Origin of the sequence: Nocardiopsis sp. MG754419 (assembly GCF_018207095.1) — a bacterium.
Classification (GTDB): Bacteria; Actinomycetota; Actinomycetes; order Streptosporangiales; family Streptosporangiaceae; genus Nocardiopsis.
The window spans coordinates 1-5,120 of sequence record NZ_QOCZ01000242.1 but is presented as its reverse complement, the minus strand read 5'-3'; the positions used below and the strand labels follow the sequence as shown (position 1 = coordinate 5,120).

General features: G+C 69.8%; 4 protein-coding genes. All 4 read right to left on the bottom strand.

Annotated elements, in window-relative coordinates:
• Window positions 1-13 precede the first annotated feature (13 nt).
• Window positions 14-808 (bottom strand): carbon-nitrogen hydrolase family protein, encoded by a 795-nt coding sequence (locus tag DSY14_RS26860; protein WP_211719405.1) that lies wholly within the window; start codon window positions 806-808, stop codon window positions 14-16.
• 249 nt (window positions 809-1,057) lie between these two features.
• A complete protein-coding gene (locus DSY14_RS26855) occupies window positions 1,058-2,518 on the bottom strand; it encodes an amino acid permease (protein ID WP_211719404.1) in 1,461 nt (486 codons plus the stop codon).
• Window positions 2,519-2,854: 336 nt separating this feature from the next.
• On the bottom strand, window positions 2,855-4,009 hold the full coding sequence (ispG, locus tag DSY14_RS26850; RefSeq protein ID WP_211719403.1) for a flavodoxin-dependent (E)-4-hydroxy-3-methylbut-2-enyl-diphosphate synthase: 1,155 nt from the start codon (window positions 4,007-4,009) through the stop codon (window positions 2,855-2,857).
• A gap of 313 nt (window positions 4,010-4,322) precedes the next feature.
• The coding region (locus tag DSY14_RS26845) for an RIP metalloprotease (RefSeq protein WP_211719402.1) at window positions 4,323-5,120 on the bottom strand (798 nt) is incomplete at its 5' end.

Sequence of the window (5,120 nt, the reverse complement as noted above, 5' to 3'; positions counted from 1 at the left end):
GGGTGGTGCGGTCTCAGCGGTCGTAGAGGTCGGCGCGACGATCGTCCAGGTAGGACGATTCGGCCCGCGCGGCCTCGGTGGTGATCGGGTCGACGTCGCCGACCAACAGCGCCTCGGTGGAGCCCGCGCGCAGCAGTTCGGTGCCGTCGGGACCGACCAGCGTGCTCAGCCCGACGTAGTCGAGGTCGCCCTCGCTGTCGCAACGGTTCACGTAGGCCAGGTGGATCTGGTTCTCCAGGGCCCGGGCGGGGGCCAGGAGGGTCGCGATGGAGGTCGTGGGGCCCATAAGGGCGGTGGGCACGATGAGGAAGGTCGTTCCCGCCATCGCGTGCGCGCGGACGACCTCGGGGAACTCCACGTCGTAGCAGATGAGGAATCCGAGCCGGTGGAGACCGACATCGGCCTGGACGATGAGCTCGTCACCGGGCGAGAAGAGGTTCCGGTCCAGGTCGCCGAACAGGTGGGTCTTGCGGTACAGGGCACGGGAGGTCCCGGTGGCGTCCACGAACCGGACCGCGTTGTACACCCGCTCCTCGGCGAGTTCGGGGAAGCCGTAGACCACGGACACCCCGGTGTCGGTGGCGATCCGGGCCACCGCCTCGAACAGGGGACCGTCGGCGGGTTCGGCCAGTTCCCGGACCCGATCGCCGATGTTGTAGCCGGTCAGGGACATCTCCGGGGTGACCAACAGCGTGGCCCCGTCGGCCGCGGCGGCACCGGCCAGCGTCCGCAGCCGGGTGAGGGCGGCGACGGTGTCGCCACTGCGACCGGTGCCCTGGTCGAGGGCCACACGCAGTGGTGCGGGCATCGCTGGTCCTCCCCTGTGCGCGTCGTCGATCGGCCGCGTCCACTCTAGGTGTCCGGAGGCGTCGGAACCGTGTGCCGATGCGGCGTTCTGTTGCGAGTTCGGACATCAGGGCGATCGATCTTTGCGTTGGCGGACCCTTCGGCGCGGGATCGTTCCGGGATCGGGTCGCACCACCGGCACCGGGAGAACACGAGGGCGGGTCCGGGGATTCCCCGGACCCGTCCTGGGCGAACGCGCGCGACCGGCCCGTCAGGCGCCCGTCTCGACCGGCGCGTCGGTCTCCAGAGCGGAGCGGCGCATGCCGTAGCCGAAGTAGACGACCAGACCCAGCAGCAGCCAGGCGCCGAAGGCGACCCACACGCTCAACGCCATGCTGAACATCAGGTAGGCGCAGGCCAGGACGCCCAGGACCGGGGTCACGGGGGCACCCGGCATACGGAAGGCGCGTGGGAGGTCGGGGCGGGTCCGCCGCAGCACCAGCACGGCCACGTTGACCAGGGCGAAGGCGAACAGCGTGCCGATGGCGGTGGCGTCGGCCAGCGGACCGAGCGGAACGAGCGCGGCGGGCACGGCGATGAGCACCGACGTGATGACGATGTTGGCGCGCGGGGTGCCCTTGGCGTCGACCCTGGAGAAGGCCCGGGGAACGAGACCGTCGCGCGACATCGCGAAGAGGATGCGGGTCTGGCTGTACAGGACCACCAGGACGACACTGGCCAGTGCCAGAACGGCTCCGGCGGCGAAGACGACCGCCCAGACCGGGGTACCGGTCACCACCGTGAGGATGCCCGCCAGGGAGGTCCGGCCCTCGGCGAACTCCGTCCAGTGGAGAGCGCCCACGGCGCTGAACGCCACCAGGCAGTAGAGCGCGGTGACCACGATCATCGAGAACATGATGGCGCGGGGCAGGTCACGTTGGGGGTTCCTGGCCTCCTCGCTGGCGGTGGAGGCGGAGTCGAAGCCGATGTAGGAGAAGAAGAGCGTGGCGCCGGCCGCGGAGACACCGGCCATGCCCATGGGCATGAAGGGGGCGAAGTTGCCGTCTTGAACGGCGGTGACGGCGATGGCCACGAACATGACCAGCACGGCCACCTTGACGGCGACCATGGCGGCGTTGGCGCGGGTGCTCTCGCGCACCCCGGCGAGCAGCGCGAACATCGACAACAGCACGACGACGGCGGCCGGCAGATTGACCACGCCCCCTTCGAGGGGACCGGCCAGGAACGCGTCGGGTAGGGAGAGCCCGGCGGTGGACCGCAGCAGTTCGTCGATGTACTGTCCCCAGCCGACACCGACCGCGGCGACGGAGACGCCGTAGGTGAGCATGAGGCACCAGCCGCACACCCAGGCCATGAACTCGCCCATGGTGGCGTAGGAGTACGAGTAGGCGGAGCCGGAGGCGGGGATCATCCCGGCCATCTCGGCGTAGGCCAGCGCGGAGAACAGCGCGGTGACGCCCGCGAGGACGAACGCCAGGATGACCGCGGGACCGGCGACGGGGACCGCCTCGCCCAGGACCACGAAGATTCCGGTACCGAGGGTCGCGCCGATGCCGATCATGGACAGCTGCCAGAAGCCCATGGTGCGGCGCAGTCCGTGCCCGCTCTCGGTCTCCGCCACCAGTTTCTCGACCGGCTTGCGCCGGGTCAGACGCCGACCCAGCGTGGGCGCACCCGCGCCCACCCGCGCGGGTGTCTTCTGGTCCACCACGAAACGACTCCTCGATGCTCTGCGGGTGGGGCGCGACGGGGGCGGTGCCCGGCCGGGCCGGCACGGCGCCCCGCATACGCCCCGGGCCACGTTAATGGGGTCGTCTGAGTAACATGACCCACATTCGTTGCGTTCGTCCGAATGAGGCACCGGAATCGTGCGCGGTGACGCAACAGAACACGGCGGGAAGTGACGCACACCATGGGGCCGGGCTCCGGGTGCGGGTGGTCACCCGGCCCGCGGGGACGGTCGCCGGTCTCACCCCACCGGCACACGAACAGGGGGAGCACGGTGCGACCGTGCTCCCCCTGTCGGAAACCCTGCGATGGAGCGGCGTCAGCCGGTGACGGAGACGCTGGGCTCGCCCTCGACGCCGGCCTCGCCCATCTCCTCGGCGATACGCATGGCCTCCTCGATGAGGGTCTCCACGATCTTGGACTCGGGCACGGTCTTGATGACCTCGCCCTTGACGAAGATCTGGCCCTTGCCGTTACCGGAGGCCACACCCAGGTCGGCGTCGCGCGCCTCACCCGGACCGTTGACGACACAGCCCATGACGGCCACGCGCAGCGGCACCTCCATGCCCTCCAGGCCGGCGGTGACCTCCTCGGCGAGCGTGTACACGTCCACCTGGGCACGGCCGCAGCTCGGGCAGGACACGATCTCCAGACCGCGCTCACGCAGGCCCAGCGACTCCAGGATCTGCGCACCGACCTTGACCTCCTCGGCCGGCGGCGCCGACAGGGAGACGCGGATGGTGTCGCCGATACCCTCCGACAGCAGCGCACCGAAGGCGACCGAGGACTTGATGGTGCCCTGGAAGGCCGGCCCGGCCTCGGTGACGCCCAGGTGCAGCGGGTAGTCGCAGGCCTGCGACAGCAGTCGGTAGGCGTTGACCATCACGACCGGGTCGTTGTGCTTGACCGAGATCTTGATGTCGCGGAAACCGTGCTCCTCGAACAGCGAGCACTCCCACAGCGCCGACTCCACCAGGGCCTCGGGGGTGGCCTTGCCGTACTTGGCCAGCAGGCGCTTGTCGAGGGAACCGGCGTTGACGCCGATACGGATCGGGGTGCCGGCCTCGCTCGCCGCCTTGGCGATCTCGGCGACCTTGTCGTCGAACTTCTTGATGTTGCCCGGGTTGACGCGCACCGCGGCACAGCCGGCCTCGATGGCCGCGAACACGTACTTGGGCTGGAAGTGGATGTCCGCGATCACCGGGATCTGCGACTTCTTGGCGATGATCGGCAGCGCGTCGGCGTCGTCGTTGGTGGGCACGGCCACACGGACGATCTGGCAGCCGCTGGCGGTGAGCTCGGCGATCTGCTGCAGGGTCGCGTTGATGTCGGAGGTGCGGGTGGTCGTCATCGACTGCACGGACACCGGGGCGTCCCCGCCCACGGGGACGTTCCCGACCATGATCTGCCGCGTCGTGCGCCGCGTGGCCAACGGGCGCGGAGGAGTGGCGGGGATACCGAGATCGACGGTCACGCTTGATTCACCTCGTCTGCCGCCGGAAGGGACGGCGGCACTTGATGTCGCGGTTCGTGAGGAAGGGCGCGGCGGCGCCCGGATCCGCGTTCGGGTGCTCTGACCGGTCAGCCGAGGCCGTCACCGTCGTTCCCGCAACGCGACCTCAAGGTTACCCGCCCTTGAGCGGATGCTCGGCCGCCCGTGGCGGCCATCACACCGGTTCAGCGCCTGTTCACACCGTCGAGGGCCGACGTTCGCCCCGAAGAACCCTGGTCAGGCAGGGTTCCGGCCCCGCTCCGCGCGCACTCGACGGGCGCGCGGAGCGGACGGTTCAGCCGAACAACAGCACCGGGTTGATGAGGTCGGCGACCAGCAGGATGACACTGAACACCAGGAAACACGCCACCACGACATAGGCCACCGGGGTGAGCAGGGCGATGTCCACCGGTCCCGGGTCCGGCCGTCGGAACAGCCGCGCCGTCCATCTCTTGATGGACTCCCAGAGCGCCCCGGCCATGTGGCCACCGTCCAGCGGCAGGATCGGCAGCATGTTGAAGGCGAACAGGAAGAAGTTGACACCGGCCAGGATGCTGATCATCAGCGCGGCGGTGTCCACCACGGGCAGGCCCTGCGACATGATCTCGCCGCCGATGCGGGAGATCCCGACGATGCCCACGGGCGAGTCCTCGGTGCGCTGCTGGCCCAGGAAGGCGGCGCCGAACACCTCGGGGACCTTGCCGGGCAGGGCCACGATGGCCTGACCGACGTTGACCAGCATCTCGCCCACCTCGACGGCGGACTCGGTGACGGTGAGGGTGCCGCGTTCCTTCGCGAAGTGGATACCCAGGAACCCGACGGTCTCCACGGCGGGGACCCGACGCCCGCTCTCGTCGTAGACGTTGTCACCGCGCTCGTCGGTCTGGTAGATGATCTCGCCCGAGTCGTCACGGGCGGGCAGTTCGCTCTGGACGATGTCGACGGAGGTGGTGAACCGTTCCCCGTCGCGTTCGACGCCGAACTCGGTGGGGCCGTCGGAGACCCGGATCTCCCGGCTGGCGGAGGCCCAGTCCGGGGTGGGGGTGCCGTCCACGGAGACGACGACGTCACCGGGGAGCAGCCCGGCCTCGTG